General features: G+C 44.2%; 16 protein-coding genes. 5 read left to right on the forward strand and 11 right to left on the reverse strand.

From position 1 onward, the window contains the following. Positions 1 to 19 precede the first annotated feature (19 nt). The 8 genes from H6G03_RS22895 to H6G03_RS22930 form a co-directional block, all read right to left on the reverse strand. Entirely contained in the window at positions 20 to 559 is a 540-nt protein-coding gene (locus H6G03_RS22895; RefSeq protein ID WP_190469012.1) for a Dps family protein, read from the reverse strand. Between the two features lie 183 nt (positions 560 to 742). Further along, positions 743 to 3265 carry a CHASE2 domain-containing protein gene (locus H6G03_RS22900; RefSeq protein ID WP_190469014.1) on the reverse strand — a complete coding sequence of 841 codons (2523 nt, stop codon included), beginning with the start codon at positions 3263 to 3265 and terminating at the stop codon, positions 743 to 745. A gap of 274 nt (positions 3266 to 3539) precedes the next feature. Further along, on the reverse strand, positions 3540 to 4892 hold the full coding sequence (locus tag H6G03_RS22905; protein ID WP_190469017.1) for a DUF1822 family protein: 1353 nt from the start codon (positions 4890 to 4892) through the stop codon (positions 3540 to 3542). 81 nt (positions 4893 to 4973) lie between these two features. After that, entirely contained in the window at positions 4974 to 6422 is a 1449-nt protein-coding gene (locus tag H6G03_RS22910; RefSeq protein WP_190469021.1) for a hypothetical protein, read from the reverse strand. 504 nt (positions 6423 to 6926) lie between these two features. Continuing rightward, the gene (locus H6G03_RS22915) at positions 6927 to 7796 is read right to left on the reverse strand and encodes a sugar phosphate nucleotidyltransferase (RefSeq protein WP_190469024.1); all 870 of its coding nucleotides are present in this window, start codon (positions 7794 to 7796) and stop codon (positions 6927 to 6929) included. A 49-nt stretch (positions 7797 to 7845) separates the two neighbouring features. Next, a complete protein-coding gene (locus H6G03_RS22920) occupies positions 7846 to 8127 on the reverse strand; it encodes a hypothetical protein (RefSeq protein ID WP_190469027.1) in 282 nt (93 codons plus the stop codon). Further along, complete coding sequence (locus H6G03_RS22925; protein ID WP_190469030.1) at positions 8097 to 8300, reverse strand: hypothetical protein; 204 nt, start codon at positions 8298 to 8300, stop codon at positions 8097 to 8099. Before H6G03_RS22925 ends, H6G03_RS22920 begins: the two co-directional genes overlap by 31 nt. A 43-nt stretch (positions 8301 to 8343) precedes the next feature. Next, positions 8344 to 9384, reverse strand: a complete 1041-nt coding sequence (locus H6G03_RS22930) for a mevalonate kinase family protein (protein ID WP_190469034.1) — start codon at positions 9382 to 9384, stop codon at positions 8344 to 8346. Between the two features lie 28 nt (positions 9385 to 9412). Here H6G03_RS22930 and H6G03_RS22935 point away from each other — a divergent pair, with 28 nt between their 5' ends. The 5 genes from H6G03_RS22935 (at position 9413) to H6G03_RS22955 (ending at position 15383) form a co-directional block, all read left to right on the forward strand. Beyond that, positions 9413 to 9580, forward strand: a complete 168-nt coding sequence (locus H6G03_RS22935; protein WP_190469037.1) for an SRPBCC family protein — start codon at positions 9413 to 9415, stop codon at positions 9578 to 9580. A 284-nt stretch (positions 9581 to 9864) separates the two neighbouring features. Next, positions 9865 to 10683 carry a squalene/phytoene synthase family protein gene (locus H6G03_RS22940; protein ID WP_190469038.1) on the forward strand — a complete coding sequence of 273 codons (819 nt, stop codon included), beginning with the start codon at positions 9865 to 9867 and terminating at the stop codon, positions 10681 to 10683. Between the two features lie 165 nt (positions 10684 to 10848). After that, positions 10849 to 12504 carry a B12-binding domain-containing radical SAM protein gene (locus tag H6G03_RS22945; RefSeq protein ID WP_190469041.1) on the forward strand — a complete coding sequence of 552 codons (1656 nt, stop codon included), beginning with the start codon at positions 10849 to 10851 and terminating at the stop codon, positions 12502 to 12504. Positions 12505 to 13125: 621 nt separating this feature from the next. Further along, complete coding sequence (locus H6G03_RS22950; RefSeq protein WP_190469045.1) at positions 13126 to 14118, forward strand: lysylphosphatidylglycerol synthase domain-containing protein; 993 nt, start codon at positions 13126 to 13128, stop codon at positions 14116 to 14118. Between the two features lie 155 nt (positions 14119 to 14273). After that, on the forward strand, positions 14274 to 15383 hold the full coding sequence (locus H6G03_RS22955) for a radical SAM protein (RefSeq protein ID WP_190469048.1): 1110 nt from the start codon (positions 14274 to 14276) through the stop codon (positions 15381 to 15383). An 88-nt stretch (positions 15384 to 15471) separates the two neighbouring features. Here H6G03_RS22955 and H6G03_RS38220 read toward each other — a convergent pair whose 3' ends face one another. The 3 genes from H6G03_RS38220 to hpnH all read right to left on the reverse strand — a co-directional run bounded on the left by H6G03_RS38220 (position 15472) and on the right by hpnH (position 18031). Then, positions 15472 to 15657 (reverse strand): CopG family antitoxin, encoded by a 186-nt coding sequence (locus tag H6G03_RS38220; protein ID WP_190469150.1) that lies wholly within the window; start codon positions 15655 to 15657, stop codon positions 15472 to 15474. Between the two features lie 36 nt (positions 15658 to 15693). After that, positions 15694 to 16830, reverse strand: a complete 1137-nt coding sequence (locus H6G03_RS22965; RefSeq protein WP_190469051.1) for a glycosyltransferase — start codon at positions 16828 to 16830, stop codon at positions 15694 to 15696. Positions 16831 to 17008: 178 nt separating this feature from the next. Next, positions 17009 to 18031 carry an adenosyl-hopene transferase HpnH gene (hpnH, locus tag H6G03_RS22970; protein ID WP_190469054.1) on the reverse strand — a complete coding sequence of 341 codons (1023 nt, stop codon included), beginning with the start codon at positions 18029 to 18031 and terminating at the stop codon, positions 17009 to 17011. Positions 18032 to 18062 lie beyond the last annotated feature (31 nt).

An 18062-nucleotide genomic window follows, 5' to 3' on the forward strand; every position in this document is an offset into this window, starting at 1 on the left:
AACCCCTAACCCCTAGTTACTACTTCATTTGTACGGGAACCTTGAGGTCTGCCGACAGCTTACCATCAGGGGAAATTTGTTCGCCTTCAATGAAGGAACGCAACATCCAAGCCATTTGTTCGTGCTGTTCCATCAGTCCGGTGAGGAAATCGGCAGTACCTTGATCGTGATAATTTTCAGCGCAGCGATCTATATGATCGCGCATATTGCGGATAACTTGCTCGTGATCGGCGACGAGGTTTTCTACCATACCATAAGCATTAGGCAAAGTCCCAGCATCTTCTTTGAGTGTGGCGTGTTTCAAGAAGCCTTCCGCAGTACCGATGGGATAGCCACCCAAGGCGCGAACTCGCTCGGCGATCGCATCAATATTTTCCGTCAAAGCAGTATAGTGTTCTTCCCACAGTTGGTGCAGCGAACGGAACTGTGGCCCCACCACATCCCAGTGGTACTTTTTGGTTTTAATCAACAGTAAATACGCATCAGACAAATCGCTGTTCAACAAATCGATCGCACCTTGACGCTGTTCTTGCGATAAACCTATGTTCAACGGACGCATCTTTAATAAACTCCATATTTGACACTCATCAATTTAAACAAATCTACATACAAACCTGACTCCACCAAATGAGATAATTATAATTTGTAGCCAGTATATAAATTACTTTAAACTTACATAAATCTCCCAAAAAACATCTAGCTAAAGACGGATATTTTCAAAATATTTAGCATAAATCGAGACTTATCTGCGTTTATCTGCGTGAATCTGCGGTAAAAAAAATCCGGAAAATTTTTTCCTCATAAAAGCAGGTAAAACGTAGATTGCCAAAGTCGCTGAAGGTAAAACAAAAGGCAATAACAATGCCGCAGAGATATAAACTTGCAAACTGATTAAACCATAAACTAACATTATACATATCAGCAAAATAAACCGCTTTTGACGACTGCGATCGCGCAATGCAAGTGCTAACGTAGTGGCTTTTCCCAACAACGCCGCTATCGCGATCGCCCAAAGATCCGGTACAGGTACGATCGTGCTTCGAGTCAAGTGATGATGCAGCATATAAGCATGAATTTCACCGCCTGTAAATATGCGACTTCTATCCGAATCATTCTGTCTGCGCCAGTATGCGATCGCAGCAGGCAAAGGAAAATTATCCTCGCCATCCCGCGATACTCCAGCATTCAAATATCCACCCGGTACAATCATCACCGCTTGCTGTTGAAGGTGACTTAGCTGCGAACGATCGGTAGTATTTTTGAGTAACTGCCAAGCTGGAATGCGTTCGTAAACTTGTTCTGGAGGAATAGAAAAATCAAGGATCGGATGCAACCAAGTTTGCCCGAAATTGTAAGAAAAGGCAGTAATCGGTTGTAGGTGCGATGCCGAAGCAAACAAACTCGTATATTCCCGTTGATGCTGATGTTTAAAATCGGATTTTATCTGGTCGATAAAATCTTCTCCACTTTCCAATTTGGGTTGAGTCGATAATAAATATGACTGAAAATTTAGTTGATAAGCTAGCGCTAATAAGTAAGAAAACGGCAACATATCCGAGTAATAATTATCTCCCGGTGCGAGTTTCATATAGCTGCCAACAGGTATAGCCATATCCCCTTGCAAACTCCATTTAGGGCTGGCAATTTCAGGCAAAACTTTGAGTCGCTGTCCTGTTTCGTCTTGAGTTTCTACAAATACAAACCAAGTTCCGTATGGTTGCTTTTGGACAGCCTTACGCAGAGATTGACTTAGCTTGCGATCGCTCTCAGTTCGGGGTAGAACTAAGAGATAATCCAAACCGATAACTCTGGCATTTAAAGCCGAAAGCCGATCCACCAACTTAGCCAAATAATCGCGAGGCATTGGTTTGGATTCATTGAGATTTCCTTCATCAATCGATCTTTGATCGATTTGAACCAGCAAAACAGGAGGCGGCGCTTTAGTGTTGGGAATTTGCCCAGTAAATTGGCGATACATTGCTTGTAGTAGCACCCGTCTTTCTAACAAATATCCCTGCACTGGTAACTGCAAACTCAGTAAAATTAATGTCAAAACAGCGATCGTCTCTTGTCTTGTCGGCAACAACTGTTTGAGATGTTGCCTGACCCCATGAGGTTTGAGTCGGAACAAAACTGCATCCGGGTGACAAAATAGGGACGGAATTAGATAAGCAGATGGATAAATATAATTTTTTTCATTTTGGAAATATTCACAAGCTGCCTGTAAAGATTCCCAGACATCTTTGGATTCGGCCAAACTTCGTAAAAACTGCACCAAAAATGCTTGTGCGACTGCGTTGTGGATAGGTTCCCGCATAACGGCAACCTGACTCAATCCCAAATCGATCAGCGATTCGGCAATCCTCAAACCGCTACAGGAATTAAAAATAGCAAATTGCAAACCTCTTTTTTTAGCAATAGTTAATTGCGGTGCAATTTCGCTAATTAAAATTGACGCACCGGGAGCGATCGCTACTTCTCCCCCAGTAAAATTTGTCTCGTTGCTGTGTCCGGCAAAAAATAAGATGTCCCAACCTTGTTCGTCGGCGATCGCTTCTCGAATCTCTGACTTTAATTGTGCAATTTCCCGTCCTGGTTGCCAACCGACAAACTTTATTTCGGCAATGCGATCGAGCGATCGCACCGCCGACAAATCCTGCTCGAAATTCAGTCCCCGATCGTCTCCTAAAATTGCTAATATCCTCGCTTTGCGGCGACGGTGCGATCGCATCTGCGACAAATATTTTTCCTCATTTGTTTCTGTCCGAATATTCAGCGGAGTCCGAAAAATGCGAACCTTAGCAGCAGATGCAAATTCGCTGCCAATTTCCCAAGCTTCCCACGGTAAACGCGCTAACTCTAAAGGAGAGCAAGTTAAAAAAATGTCAACTTTATTTTGTGCTTCCTTTCGATCTATGACAAATGACGAATAACCGCTGACAATTTGCCTGCGAATTTCGTATAATTCAGCACTCCGTAACCAAATCCGAAACTGTTGCAGAAAATTTGCTTCTACTTCTACCAGTTTGGCGTGCCAGTCGATATGGCGAATAGAAATAGTGCCGCTGTTTTGTACCCGTCCCCGCAGTTCCGACTTATAAAAATTTAAATAAGTTCGTTGCCAGTCTTGATATATCCGCGTCAGCGATTCTGGATACTCCAATGTAGCAGAGAGTTGCTGTCCTCTGCCCCAAGATAACTCAAACAAACAAGTTTGATGGATGCGCTGAACTTTGAGCCGAAAAACGCTCTCATGAGGAATCATATAGATTTTTCACTTCATAACCCCCCGTCATTGCCACGCCAAACCAGGGAATGCGGGAGGGGAAAGAAAGCGATCGAATTTTGGTTTCCGCGTATATCCCAAAACCCTATTACGAGTATAGTAGGACTTAGACAAAGAAACCCGGTTTATAGCAAAAATAATGGGTTTAACAGCTAAAAACCTACGAAGAAACCGGGTTTATGACCCTGTGTGCAACGATCGAACGATAGCCGATCGAGTTTGATTTCACACCAGTGAATGCTGGGATTTAGAATTAGCGATCGAGTCGAAAAGCAAACGGAGGTAACGTCACCGATACGACTTTACCCCTTGCCCTATCCTTCAAAGTAACACTCACTAAAAATTTCTCATCCCACGTACCGGCAATTTGGGCATAAATATAACCATCCCGACTATTTTGACCCGTCTGACGTTGTACTAAAATACCAGTCGAATCGCTAACGCCCAGTTTCAGACCGGGAGGTAGCACTTCGCCAGGGTAAGCTCCCAATATTAACATCAAAGTCCATTCGGGAACATTTTCTGGCGATAAAAAAGGCCAAGTAACCGCATACAAACGCAAGTCAACATCGCCCAATTTCAACTCTCGATAAGCTCCGCGAGCTTGTAAAGGAATTTCTATTCCCTCGCTACCTAATTCTGTAATGATAGTTTCAAATTCTTGAGTGGAACAACGCAACGCAGAACCAGCGGGAGCAAACACCGGCATCAGCACCCAAGCTAAACCTTCTGCTAACTCATTCATCTTATCTTCTAACCAAAGTCCAACATTTAAGGCAGGTCGAGTTAACAGTTGTAACAAATTTTCTAGATGCAATATTTCTGGTTGCGATCGGTCTAAATGACGAGCGGAATCCAAACAATTTTTACTGGTTAATATGGCACTTGCCTGCTTCCAATTAAGCACTTCCCATAAAGGACGAGTCCCCGATTCTAACCTAAATAATATTGCTGCCAGTTCATCCTGCATACTCAATAAAGTAGCAAGACTGCGCTGGGGAATTTCTGGCAAAGCAATAGCGGTCGCTTCTAAGCAGCACAAGTAAAGTAACAAGCGATCGCTATCGTTATCGAACCAATCTAGGGGCAAGCTGTACGTCCAATCTGACTCCGGTTGTAGCTTGGCTTGCGAGCATAATTGTACCAGTCGATCGTACCGCAAAAAGCCGCGAATTATTGCTTGTTCGTACTCTTCTTGAATTTCTAACCACACATAAAAATGGGCGGCAAATTCCGGTAATTCGATCGCCGCTCTAGGGCAAAATATCCGATCGTCTATCTGACTGCCAGTGGCGATTAAGCACAGCCTGAAATCACCAATTTTTAAATTGCAAACAGCCTCGATCGACCTATCTAAATAGGGTTGTAAAATCGAGCATTGCTCTGTATTGACACTAAGCTCGGCAGATCTTTCGTTTAGCCATTTCTCAAAAGCGAACAGTGCCAAAGCATTGAGATAAGTTTGCCACTGTTGTGCTTCGTTAGAAACTTGATTGCCGATCTCTACTGCACGCTTAACTTCCTCCGGTAAAAGCGATATCGCTCCTATGCTTAGGGCTTCAAAGTCTAGAAACACTTCACCTGAATTTTTAGGGTAATAAGTCATGTTCTTTCTCTCATTACTATTTTTTTCCTTGCTTAAACTAACTTTCTGTCCATCATCCAATTATAATTAAATTCCTTAAGCTTAAAATTTTAATTCTTGCAGATGTTGACAAATTTTTTCTGTAAATAAACTTTTTACAGAAGTTTTTTTCGCCGTACAGGCTTCTGCCTCAGCTTGCTGTATAATGGCGGTAATTTGTTCGTCTAGAGCCGTGTCAACTCGCTCTGACAAAGTTTGGAGTTGTTCCGGATCGGCATAAGCTGTAGCTTTCTCCAAAACCCAGTTACGCAGTAACTTTAACATCTGCTGGCGGACATCGGAGCGAAACTCTTTGAGCTTAAGCAAACGAGTTACTTGATACTGAGCTTGCAGTCCAACTAAACTAGCAATTTCCGCCATAGATTTTGCTTGGCAGTGAAACAAATTGAGAGCCAAGAGAAATTGTTGAGATGCTTGAGAATTCTGGCGCTGTAAGAGAGAGATGCGAGATGCGATCGCTCCTTTTACCGCTTCATCCAAACTCTTTTCAAACGAATCGCGATAAAGCTTTAAAAATTCTGTTTCTTCCTCTCTTTCCTCTAAAGTACTACCAAAAATATTGGCTTTTATACTAACAGCAAATTCTCTGTTATTTGGTTCATCAAGAGATTCTTCTGGCGGTTTACCCCCTCGAACATAAATACGATATTCTCGCAGATATTCTGCCATATCTTGCAGTTCTTTCATCACTGACTCACCGCTCAGTATCTGACTGGTTTTGGCGCGAAACAATTGGGCAATTTGTTGCAGTTGAGTATCCGTAGGTGGCAGACATCGACTTCTTAAAGGTAAACTTTCTGGCAACGTAGCAGTTAAATCTGCCCTTAAAGATTGGCGCGATTTCAGTCTATCTCGGCGATAAACAGCATGATAGCTATCCAACAATATACAAGCTCGTTCAATTTCAACAGATGTAAAGCGACAGAATTCAGAGAAAATGCGCTGTAATTGCTTCCGCTTGGTATCGTTCAGAATTGCCCAGTTACTAATCAGGTAAACACCGCGTTCTAACAAAAATTTATTCAGTTCTTGATGGTGTTTTACCAGCCTAGTTGTCCAGGTAGCTAAACTGCTGCGTTCCGGATCGAAACTCTGCAAAATCTCAGTAGCAAGAGATTTATAGTTACTTTCTCGCTTGCCACCTTTTTCTCGCTCTTTCAGCACAGAATCGTCATCCAGAACAAAAGGAAATAGATCCGAGCGAGTGAAGCCGTGTTCCCTGCCAAATTGAGTTTCTAGCTGAACGCAAACTTGTTCGATTTGGTGAGAAATAAAACACCGCAAACAAACGTCAGCCATCCCTCTTGTCGAATCCTGAAGCAGCAACCGCCATAATTGACGTTGCCACATTGCATCGCCGACGTCTGGTTGACCTATTTGTTCCCGAAATAGCTGTTTTAAAAATACTTTGGCTGAGGCAATTTCCTCTACTTTGCGCCTTCCCGTAGCATCGATGGTGATGAATTTCCAGTATCGGGATGCAGCACCCATGAATATTTCACCCTCGATAGGTAGTCTGGGGAGGAGTCGCCCTTGCCCTTTTTTATTATGTACCTGTGAGGTAACTCTCCCAGAAGTAGTTTAGCATATTAGCGCTAGCAATAAAAGCCGCTTTTACAAGTGAGTTATTGCCCAGACAGAAATCTTGTTTAAAAATAGCGAAACTCATGTTTTTCTCCTGATTTATTGATGCTAGTATCTGGCATCTAAACTTGTGTTTTTGGCGATCGAAAACCTGCCAAGAAATTAAGCGACTTCTTGGCTATTCAGATTGCCTTCAAGCTTGGCCTGCAACAATGTATTTCTGGCTCAAGTCCACTTATGCAGTCATTTTTTTGTAGGTTGGGTTGAGAGAAGCGAAACCCAACCCTTTATCTCAAATCCGTCTGCATCGGAATTGTTCGTTTTTCCCCTCTGCAACCCTAATGATTCAGACGCAACCGGAAACTATATTAGTTGGGTTTCGTACCTCAACCCAACCTACAAAGCTGGGGACTACTGGGGGAAGCGATCGACAGTATCGCAATAATTTTTCGGTGTGCCAATATCGAAAAAATCGCCCTCCACTTCATAAGCAAAACCGCCATCTGTGTATATCCAGCAACGCAGAGCTTCCGAGAGATCCAGTTCACCGCGCTCCTGTTCCCTTGCAGCTTGAAGATATTTCATAAAATGACCTGGGAGTAAATAAATACCAAACAGGCATATGTATTTATTTTCCTGACTTCCGGGAATGCGAAGACTAGCTCGCGCCTCACTAACTGAAGGTTTCTCGCGCATATCGGTCAATTCAAACACAGAAGATTGGTTGGGAAGCAGACGAACTCCTACCACGCCGTACTGACCGATTTCGCTTTCGTCGCGCCTAGTCACGCCCAACACCCCTTTGCCGAATTGAGTTCCCATATCCAGCACCTGACGCACGCAAGGAACAGGAGAACTTGACTTATAAAGATGATCGCCCAGAAGCAGGACAAAAGGCTCGGAACCGATAACTTCCCGACATTGCAACACAGCATCGCCAAAACCCACAGGTTCTAATTGATACACATAACGCAAGTGCTGCGAAATCGGTTTAAGCTCATTCCAAGCATCATTGATGCGTTTGCGAGCAGCACCTTCCAGCATTGCTACTGGCGCTTCGTCAAAGTAAGAGCGAATCAATTCCCCATCGCGGGGAGAGACAATTAGCACCACTTCTTCTACACCGCTAGCGAGTGCTTCCCGCACAATCCAATCTACCGCCGGACGGAGAGAACCATCTCGTCCCGGAACTGGTAACAAAGCTTTGGGGATAACTTTTGTCGCTGGGTACAGGCGAGAGGCGAGTCCAGCTAAAGGAATGACGGCGCGTGTTGGTTTCATAATTAGGGGCTAGGGGCTAGGGGCTAGGGTTTCAGGTATTAAGAACGTCCTAACTGCCTTGAGGATCACTAATAAACAAAAAATTATTCAATTCTTCCACTAGCCATTGTTTCTCTTTTTGGCTCAAAAATAAACCGAAGCGGTACTGACGCTGTTTCGATCGCACTACGCAAGCCGTCACGTATTTGAAGCCCAGCTTTTGCAATTTTATCCGCTCGATGTTTGCTGTCCGTTCCCGAACTTTTTGATAGCACAACCCCACTAACCACCGTTCTATACAAAAATTATCTCCATCAATTTCTATGCGTAGGCGCGATGTGGCACTAAACAAAAAATTTCTATCCAGTCGCTAAATTCAGTGGAAATATTGACGCGATCGCGAAAATCAATCTTCAACTTGCGTCGCGGTAAATCGGCAGGAATTTGCTTAGTTAACAAGAAAAGCAGTGTTGTTCCTATGCTAATTGCGATAGCACACGGCGGTGTCCTCTCGAAACCAGTCATTTACGAAAATTTACTTAATAACCAACCCAAAGCCTTTCTTAGATTAAAACAAACTCAGGCAAGGCAATCCCAATTCGCTCTCGATCGTAGACTGGGCAAGCAGCCGTTCTTCTGGGCCACGGGCGAGCAGCTGTGCGGTGCCATCGCCTTGGGAGCCCACGCCTTTGCCACCCCAGATTAACTCTTGCAGGGGAGGATATTCAAGTAGCTGGTGCAGTTTGGGCGCTTGTAATTGGGAGGGACAGGCAGGTGCGACGAGGCGATCGAATATCGTTTGCGCTTCCACCATTAACTCACCCACTCGACGCGCATCGCCAGAAATCAAAGCGGCGCGAACTTGGTAAACTATTTGTTGGTTTAAAGAGCCAAGAGCGCGACGAATTCCTTCGCCTATGGCACCTTCGCCATTAGTAAATTGGTTATTCAAATCGCGCAAGATTGTAACGGTGTCTTTGTTTCCCTGCAAATCGACAATTAAGTAGTAAAACAGACCACCCAAAGGAATTGTTTCTATTGCTAAATCTTCACCATCAAAAGTAAGAAAAGTCGGCACTTGACCGTAGGCACAAATTTGATCCATGCGCCCGCAGCGCGAAGGGGTAAGAGTTTCGCCACGGTAAGCCAATTCCATTTCGTCGCGTTTGTCAAGACCTAATTTGTATAATTCGTTGCACGCTCTCGCCACTAAAATGCAAACTGCTGCTGATGAAGAGAGCCCTTTTTTGAGAGGTAAATCCATGCGATCGCACTTGATTTCTAATCCTGAAATTGGGTAGCTTTGCAAAATTTCGTGCAAAGTACCCGCAACATAGCTCCAAAAACCCCCAGCTTTGGCGATGGAAAGCAGTTCTGCCGAGTCTGGAGCAATACAAAGAGGTTCTATATGAGGAAGATGAGAACAAGCTACTATAATTCCATCTCGTTTGCGAACGCGGGCGTAAATTCCCCCATCTGTACCGACAGCAATGCAGTAACCCGGTGTTTCTGCCAAATGGCGATAAGAACCAGCCCAATCGGAATGTTCGCCAAACAAGCAAAGTCTACCGGGAACAAATAAATTCAACCATTCGGAGTCATCAGTCATCTTTGAATGGTTATTTGACCCAGAGGCAATGAACCAAGGATATTTTAACCCACAGGATGCAGTGCAATTTTGGGAAGTGTGCGAATTGATGCAGACAGGAGTTTCGTCCCGTGCCTATACTCCCAGCCCTTATTCAAGTGCAGAAAGCTTGTTCGCTCAATTCGATCGAGAATATCTTAAAGCGATCGAACACTAGAACAGGGGCTGCCACTACGCGAAAGTCACTCACTCAAAAGTCACTCACTCAAAAGTCAAAATTCCTACCTTTTCCTCTTTCCCCGACGCCCTAACCCCTAACCCCTAACCCCTCGTCCCTTTTTTTCTTTTAACTTTTGACTTTCTCTAACCCAAGTCCTTAAAGGATTTTAGCGACAATGGACGTGTATGGCACAGGTGCCTCTTTGCCAACTGTCACCCGTACCAGCTGCGTAAATTTTCGGCATTGGTTTAAACTCCATACAGATTCAGAGGAGTGAACAGATGGATTTGCGTCGAGATGCCCTGGAGATTCTCAAAGAAACCAGTCGGACTTTCTACATCCCCATAAGTCGTTTGCCGGTGGAGTTGCAAGCAGCTGTGGCGTCAGCTTACCTGTGTATGCGTGCCATTGACGAAATCGAAGATAATCCCGATCTGGATAATCCCACTAAAGCAAAGTTTTTGCGAAATATTAGCCTGACCTTGCAGGCAGCGGTTGATGGTTCCAATATGGATGATTTTTGGTTGGGATTGGCTACGCACCAGAGTTTGCTGCCGGAAGTATCTATTCGCATTCGGGAATGGGCTTTACTGGCACCTGCAAGCATTGCGCCTCGCGTTTGGGATGCGACGGCGGCAATGGCCGATCGCATGGCTTACTGGGCGATGAACAACTGGACAATTCGTACAGAAGCCGATCTCGATCGCTATACGTTTGGGGTGGCTGGTGCGGTGGGGTTGTTACTTTCTGACTTATGGGCTTGGTATGATGGGACGCGCACGGATCGAACTCAGGCGATCGGCTTTGGGCGCGGCTTACAAGCTGTGAACATTTTACGCAATCACAATGAGGATCGGGCGCGTGGAGTGGAGTTCTTTCCAGAAGGCTGGACAGCCGACGATTTGCAGATTTATGCGCGTCGCAATCTCAGCCTCGCTGACGCCTATACTAAGTCTCTCCCTCCTGGGCCAGCTTTGGACTTTTGCCAAATTCCCCTCACTTTGGCTCATGCTACTCTCAACGTGATGGCTCATGGCGAGAAGAAACTCAGCCGCAGTGCGGTTATGGCGCTGATTTCCCAGGTGACCGGCGCTAAATAGTTTTGAGTTTTGAATTTTGAGTTTTGAGTTCAAAAATTTTGAACTCAAAACTCAAAATGATTTTGTTTCATTGTTCATTTTTCATTGCTTATTGTTCTCACTCACTAACAAATTGCTAATGACTAATGACTAATGACTGATGACTAATGCGAGGAGAAATTTTGGATGACTGCTAAGTTGAAATCTTTGGAGCGAGCGGTTCCCGAAATGACTACAGGGAGAAAGCTCTACGCACCGCGCAACCATCGTCGCATTCTCTGTATTTTTCCCAAGTACAGCCCATCTTTTGGCACATTTCAGCACGCTTATCCGCTGACGAATGGTGTTAAAGCTTTTATGCCACCTCAAGGTATTTTGGTTGTGGCTGCTTATTTACCGCAAGAGTGGGAAATTAGGTTTATTGATGAAAATGTCCGCCCTGCCAAAAGATCCGATTACAAATGGGCAGATGTGGTAATTGCTAGCGGGATGCACATTCAGCGCCCACAACTGCATAAAATTAACGAACTCGCTCATCGAGAAGGCAAAATTACAGTTATCGGTGGCCCCTCTGTCTCCGGTTGCCCTGAATATTACCCGGATTTTGATATTTTGCACTTGGGTGAGTTGGGGGATGCGACCGATTTAACGATCGAATACCTCGACGAACACAACGAACGTCCGGAAAAGCAAATTCGCTTTGAAACTAAAGAACGTCTGCCTCTCAGCGAATTTCCCATCCCAGCTTATCACTTGCTGAATATCAATAATTATTTCATTGGCAGCGTTCAGTTTTCCAGCGGTTGCCCTTATCGCTGCGAATTTTGCGATATTCCGGAACTTTACGGTCGCAATCCTCGCATGAAAACACCCGAACAGGTGTTAGCAGAACTCGATGCTATGCTGAAGGTCGGGAATCCCGGTGCGGTGTATTTTGTCGATGATAATTTTGTGGCCGATCGCCGCGCTGCCATGAATCTCCTACCTCATTTAATTGATTGGCAAAAACGCAACGGCTATCCCGTTCAATTTGCCTGCGAAGCTACCTTGAATTTAGCCCAAAGTCCCAAACTTTTGGAAATGATGCGGGAAGCTTATTTCGGTACTGTTTTTTGCGGCATCGAAACCCCAGACCCCGAAGCGCTGCACTCAATTTCCAAAGACCACAACCTCAGTATGCCGATTTTAGAAGCGATTAAAACTTTGAACAGCTACGGCTTGGAAGTGGTATCGGGAATCATCTTGGGGCTGGATACGGATACGCCAGATACGGCAGATAGACTACTCGAATTTATTCGTCTGTCTAACATTCCTATGTTGACAATCAATCTGCTTTATGCCTTACCAAAAACTCCTTTGTGGCGCAGGTTGGAAACAGAAGGAAGATTAGTTTTTGCAGAAAATCGCGAATCAAATGTCGAGTTTTTAATGCCTTACGAACAGGTGGTCGAAATGTGGCGTCGCTGCATTACAACTGCCTACGAACCGGAATTTTTATATCAACGGTTTGCTTACAACATGGAACATACTTATCCCAACCGCATTAAGGTTCCCAACAGTCCTCAGCGTGCTTCAAAAGAAAATATCCGCAAGGGTTTAATTATGTTGACTAAAATCCTGCTGGGCGTGGGTGTTTTTGGTAGCTACCGTCAAACTTTTTGGCGGATGGCCAAACCTAAATTAAAAGCAGGAAAAATTGAAAACATAATTCATGTAGGGTTAGTAGCTCATCACTTAATCGAGTTTACTCGTCAGTGTGCTAAAGGCGAGGAATCTGCTTCGTTCTACTCTCAGAAAGTACGCCAAACTCAATCCTTTTTGCTGAAAGCAGCTTCTCGGTAACAAAAATTATCAAAAAAGGGCAAAGGCCAAAGGTAAAATAAATCTTTTTCCCTTTTGGCCTTTACTCCCTTCCCGCCGTAAGATTATCGATCGCAAGTTACCTGTAGTTCTTTTCTCCCCCACTTCCCCCCAAAGCATACATATTCTTTGAGCGGGAAGGGAGTATCCTTGCCCTTTTCGTTATACCTCAGTCTGCTTGTTTACCTAGATGCGAGCTTTTACTTGATATTTGTAAATTAATTATAAGTTGCTTCCCTTATTTTCAAAAATCCGTTAATGTCTCTATCGTGGCAAATTATCAATACGGTACACTTCTGCCTGTTACACAACCGGGCAAAACCACACTTAATAATGCTTAAATCGAAAAGTATAAGTTTTGTTACTGCTGCTGTTTTGAGACAGGTCACCAGTTTTCAAACCTGCTCTACCGCAAGGTAGATGACTTGGAGAAGGGTGCTGTATAAGAATGGCGACAAATTTGCCAACTATCTCGAACGGTCACCAAGTTAACCGTCAGAGGTATATAGCAAAATAACTGGCAATGTAGATTTTTATCCCGATTTTTCTGCATTTCTGGGGAATAAAATTGGCCACTTTTGTAGACATAAAACTTATAACGCTATGAATCAAATTTGGTCTCGCACGAAGCATTACCTACACTGGGTAATGTTAGGAGGAATGCTATTTTTCTTTACTAAAGCGCTCAGACATCACTGGGAGGAAGTGGCAGCTATTCGCGTTGATGGTACGGGATGGTTTTGTTTGGCGATCGGCATAACTGCCAGTTTACTAGCTTTTGTTTGGTCTGGATTGGTGTGGGGTTGGACTTTACAAGAATTCAAGTATCGTCTGAACTTCCCTTGGCTGGTTAAAGTATATTTGAAAACCCATATTGCCAAGTATTTACCGGGTCACGTCTGGCACTATTACGGTCGAATTTGGAGCGCTAAACAGGCAGGGGTTTCTGTCAATATTGCTACCCTGAGCGTTGTCATCGAGCCTTTTTTAATGATATCCGCCGCTCTATCGACCGCGATAATTACCAGCCAGTTAAGTGGGACAGGATCGCAAAATACCTATAATTGTGGATTGCTAGCTGTCGGGTTAGTTACAGTACTGATGATAGTTCATCCCCGATTTCTCAATCCGCTATTGCAATTGCTGGCAAAATTAAAGGGAAAGAAAAAGGGCTGTCCTTTAGTTCAGGATTCTGCTTTTAAGCTGCAACGCTATCCTGTCAAACTTTTGTTAGGAGAATTGGGTTTTGTAGCGCTACGAGGCGCGGGATTTTTGTTAACATTTATGGCTCTGCACCCAGTTAGTCCCAGTCAAATACCAATGCTAATCAATACTTTTAGTTTAGCTTGGTTGGCGGCTCTAGTTCTACCAGGGGCACCGGGGGGAGTGGGAGTGTTTGAAGCTACAGCGATCGCACTCCTCGATCGATCTTATTCTACCGGATTGGTACTGAGTGTGGTAGCTGTTTTTCGTCTGGTTACTATCCTGGCTGAAGCGATCGGTGCTGGGTTATCTTACTTAGACGATCGTCGCTTTTCGCACAAATACAATCTCGATAACACCGCGACCGCAGCAGAACTTGTTCGCATCGACTGAGTAAACGACTATACATTTTATTTGCAGAAACTAACATTAAAGTTTATGCTAATGGCGTCATTAGTCATCAGTCATTAGTATATTTTTCGTCGTAGTTCATAGCCAAGAACTACGAACAACGATCGATGCCCTATGCCCCATTCTCCATAAAATTTATGTCTGTTTTGCAACAAGCGATCGATACTATCAAACTGTTACCAACTGGTGGCCCTGGTGTATGCACGATTTTAATCACTAATGCCTGCAATGCTAATTGTGATTTTTGTAACTACGCACGGGAAAAAACCTTCGTCACAGAACACAAATGGATCGATGCAGACAAATTATGCGAAGCGATCGATATTTTGTACGATCGCAGCGTTCGCTACCTGACATTTGTGGGAGGGGAACCGACTTTGCACCCCAGGCTGAAGGATATTATCGCCTATGCCACCAAAAAGGGTATGCGTTCAACTGTGGTAACAAATGGCTCCAAACTTACACCGACGCTGTTAAAAGAACTCAAAAACAGCGGGCTTAAAAATTTGTCTATTTCTATCGATTCGCCATCAGCTGAAAAACACGAAAAAAATCGAGGTTTACCCAAAGTTTGGGAACGCATCAAAGCCGCCAATGAAGAATGCAAACGCTTATCGATAAAAACAGCAGCATCGGTAACAATCAACAAGCTGATCGGAGACTTTCGAGAACTTTTAGCTGCCGTCAAAGAACTTGGCTTTGAAAGTGTCACTTTCGCTTATCCAAAAACTTCATCGGGTGCGACTACATCCCTCAGTTTTTCTGAGACTTCGCTACTAATTGACTACACCCCAGACGAGTTAATCGCCGCACTGGAAACTGTGAAATCGCTTAAAGGAGAATTTGGCATTCTCAATCCGGGTGAATCTTTAACAGAACTGGTGCGTTTTCTCAAACAAGAGAAGCAGATGTATCCCTGTTATGGTGGATACAAATATTTTTATTTGGATTACAATTTCGATGTGTACAGGTGCGATCGCTGGCCAACAAAGATGAGTTCGATTTTTGATTTCCGCGACCAACCTTTTATCCGCGATAACTGCACCCAATGTATGAGCCAATGCTATCGAGATTCTAGCGTTTTATTGCACACTTCGGTGTCGGTTGGCGATGCGATCGGACATTTGCGGGAAGGTAAGATTTTAAGTGCTGTACAAGATATAGCGAAACCGAGCAATTTCTCTTCCTTGAAAACTTTGATTGAGGATTGGGGTACGCTTAAGAAGCTGGCAAAAATTGAGAAATGAAATAATAGGCGATCGTTTCCTTCTAAAGCCATTGCATCCTGTTTGTGAGGAGGTAATGTTTTTAGAGGGTGCGAGCCCTTATTCAGCGCTACGCTGCTTGTCTGAGCGTTTCTCTAAGCACCTCATTCACTAACTGGTTAAGCGCTACTCCTTGCTGTTGAGCTTTTTGAGATAGAATTTGCATCAAATCCTCATCGATTTCAACTTCAAAATGTCGCCTTTTTAACTCTGTTTCCACAGTTACAGTCTCAAAGCTATTAACTGCCGAACAAATATTTCAAGCCCCCCAAGTTTGGGGGGCTATCCAAGCCTAATCAGTCAGTATTCCACCAGATTGAATTCGCAATCGTCGTCCGCGCCAATATACGCTTTGTCCGAAAGCACCACCTACCCAAATAACAAAATTCATCAAATCGCGAATAGGTAGCGCCCAAAGCCACCACAAAAGTTGCGGACGACCCATACTATAAATAGCTGTTAGCGCTTGCACAAATCTGAACGCAAACGTGACAATACTTACAATTATTGCCCAACTTTGAAAACCCGATAGCAACAGTAAAGCAATACAGTAAATTGTGCCGTAAGATAATCCCATACCGTAATAGTCAGGGCCACGGTTGATCCGAATTGTTCTCGCCCAACGCAATTCCCGCAGAAAAACTTGCTTGACTGTTTCGCGCCCGCAATCATTATCGAGGATATATTTGGAGAGTTCGACTCGATAGCCTACTTCGGTTGCCATTTTACCGATATGATAATCCGAACCGATGCGATTGACTACTTTTTGTAAGCCGCCGAATTTTTCTAGAACAGATTTGCGGGTGGCAATAGTTGGGCCAAGAGAAAATTTTAAACCACCATCCAAACTTCGCGCTACTAACACGCTGGGGATGAAGTCGGTACACCTCCCCAAAGAGGCCAAAGCTGCACCGAGAAATTTGGGAGCGCGATCGCAATATCCGCAAGTTACCACGCCGATCGCCGGATCTGCAAGCGGGGAAGTCACATGGCGGAGATAATCTGGGGTAACGCGAATATCGCTATCGGCAAAAATGACGATTTCGTTGTTTGCTTTTTCCAGTAAGTGCCACAAATTGCTGATTTGATGATTAATTCCACGCGCTTCTAAGCCGTAAAATAGTTTAGCGCGATCGGGAAATTTTGCTACCACTTCTTTTAATACTGGTATCGCCGGATCTGACGGACTCATCACACCGAACAGCACTTCGTATTCTTCGTAATCTTGGGTGCAAAAAGATGTCCAGTTTTCTGTTGCGCCTTCATCTACTCCGCAAACTGGAATTAAAATTGATACTGCTGGGAGATCGGCAGCAGTTTCTCCCTTACCATCATAGAAAAAGCGAATGGTGCAGAAAGCGCAAACCGCGTAAAAAATCAGCGATATCGCGATAAGAAACAAGAAAATTAGTTCTACAGCAATAATCATTTATAAGAATCTCAGAGTGTAAATTTTTACTTGGTAATTCCACATGAAAAATTTCAAATTTCAAATTCTAGATTTAGATTTGAAATTTGAAATCTTCAATCAGGATAATAAACCGGGTTTCTTTCGCTTAAAGCAACGAATATCGACTTTTACAGCCAAAGAAACCCGGTTTCTGGGATTAACTAACCATTCCGAATACACTGCCGATCGCACGCACCACATTACTCGGCTGCATCGCATCCGTTGCTGCTGTCGGTTCGTAGCCGCAATGTACCATACAATCCGCACATTTGGGATTGCCGCTATGGCGACCGTAGTTATTCCAGTCTGTATTTTCCAGCAATTCTTGGAAGCTGGAATAATGACCTTCATTGAGAAGATAGCAGGGTTTTTGCCATCCTAAAACGCTGTAGCTGGGACTTCCCCAAGGGGTACAATCGTAATCTTTTTCGCCGATGAGAAAATCCAAAAACAGGGGGTTGTGGTTGAAGTTCCAATTTTTCTTTCCGGCTTTGTAAGGCGCTAAAATTTCTCGGAATAAGGCTTTTGTCTGTTCTCGTTTGAGAAAATGTTCTCGATCGGGTGCCCATTCATAACTGTAGCCGGGAGAAATCATCATCCCATCAATATCTAATGTGGCGAGAAAATCAAAGAAATCTTGCATTTCTTTGGGGTCTGTGCCGTCAAACACGGTAGTATTGGTGGTGACGCGAAATCCTTTGGCTTTGGCGGCGCGAATCGCTTTCACGGCAGTATCGAAAACCCCTTTGCGATCGACACATTTGTCGTGCAGTTCTCGCAATCCATCCAGGTGTACGCTGAATGTGAGATAAGGCGAAGGTTCAAATTTATCCAGGCTTTTTTCTAGCAACAAGCCATTCGTACACAGATAAACAAACTTTTTCCGCTCTACCAAACCCTTGACAATTTCATCAATTTGTGGATGAAGCAGCGGTTCTCCCCCAGGAATGGAGACGATCGGTGCGCCGCACTCTTCCGCAGCGGTAAAGCACTGTTCCGGGGAAAGGTTTTGCTTGAGAATTTCTGCTGGGTGCTGGATTTTACCGCAACCGGCACAAGCAAGATTGCAGCGGAATAAGGGTTCCAACATCAAGACTAAGGGATATTTTTTGCGACCGGTAAGACGTTGGGCGACTATATACTTGCCCACTTCCAGCGCTTGTAGTAAGTTGATTGCCATTAATTTCCGCTCCTCTCACCAAAGAAATCTC

It is taken from the genome of Aerosakkonema funiforme FACHB-1375, from assembly GCF_014696265.1.
GTDB lineage: Bacteria > Cyanobacteriota > Cyanobacteriia > Cyanobacteriales > Aerosakkonemataceae > Aerosakkonema > Aerosakkonema funiforme_A.